Source organism: Propioniciclava sp. (genome assembly GCF_036744435.1).
Classification (GTDB): Bacteria; Actinomycetota; Actinomycetes; order Propionibacteriales; family Propionibacteriaceae; genus Propioniciclava.
The window spans coordinates 1-1,139 of the sequence record NZ_DAIOIA010000111.1 but is presented as its reverse complement, the minus strand read 5'-3'; the positions used below and the strand labels follow the sequence as shown (position 1 = coordinate 1,139).

Genomic DNA, 1,139 nt, shown 5'->3' with positions numbered 1-1,139 from the left:
CGGCCAGGGCGCGCAGGCGCAGCCCCCGTCGTGGGGCGCCCAGCAGGTCGGCCAGGGCTGGCCGCCACCAGGCATCCCACCCCAGGGCATCCCACACCAGGGTGCTCCGCTGCAGCCTCGGCCGCCGCGCCGCGGGCCCAGCGCCACGATGGTGGTCTTCGGCGTGGTCATGGCGTTGATCGCGGCCTTCGGCATCTACCTGATGGCGACCTCGGGATCGGGCGCGGCGTCCCCCAGCACCGCCCCGACGAACTGGTATCCGGCCCCCACGAGGACGCCGACCCCCGAACCGGTCACGACCGAGCCCAGCGCCGGCCCGACGCAGACGACGGGGCCGGCCTTCGACGCCCCGCCCGTCGTCGACGGGTGGATCCGCGACGAGAACATCAGCGACGACGGATTCGTGAGCTACGACGACCCCGACGCGACGACCATCGGACGCTTCCTCCTGGTCGCTGCGCAGCCCACCGAGGATCTCGACAGCGCTTCACAGCAACTGGGCGAGCCCATCTCCAGCTACCGAGGCGGAACGATGCTGTGCGGGGAGGACACGCTGGGTCTCATGGTGAGCTGCTACGTCGAGACCCCTCGCTACGGGCTCATCGAGGTGACCGGCTTCCAGGGGTCGGTGAGCGTGGACGAGGTGAGCCGGTTCACCGACGCGCTCGCCGACGCCGTCGCCTGACCTCAGGGGGTGACGGCGATCTCCGCGATCGTCCCCTGGTAGTTGGACCCCACGCGAGGCAGCGACGTCAGGTAGACGAGGACGAAGCGCGTCGTCACCGGGCGTTGCAGATGGAGTTGCACGTGCCCGGTCGACGGTTCGAACGTCGTGACCTGACGCCACGAACTGAGCGCGTCCATGGGCGGTTCAGCCGCATCCGCCTGATTCGGGACGCGGATCTCACCGCCCGTGGGGGCGTCCCCCAGCGTCAGCACCACCCACGACACCGGCTTGGGCTCACCCAGGTCGACCACGACCCCGGCGCCCGGCTTGCGGTCATTGAAGGTGGCGGAGCGCCCGTACCGCTCGGTCGTCCAGGCGGTCGCCGTGTTGCCGTCCACGGTCAGGGCGGCCAGGTCGGGGTTCTCGCGCCCATCGCCGCCGTCCCCCTCCGGGTCGAAGTCTCGTGCGCCCA

At 71.3% G+C, this 1,139-nt stretch carries 2 pseudogenes; one reads left to right on the top strand and one right to left on the bottom strand.

What is annotated here, in order from left to right:
* Window positions 1-685, top strand: a pseudogene (locus V7E09_RS12340) (hypothetical protein); the annotation flags it as partial.
* A 2-nt stretch (window positions 686-687) separates the two neighbouring features.
* Here V7E09_RS12340 and V7E09_RS12335 read toward each other — a convergent pair.
* Window positions 688-1,139, bottom strand: a pseudogene (locus tag V7E09_RS12335) (protein kinase family protein); the annotation flags it as partial.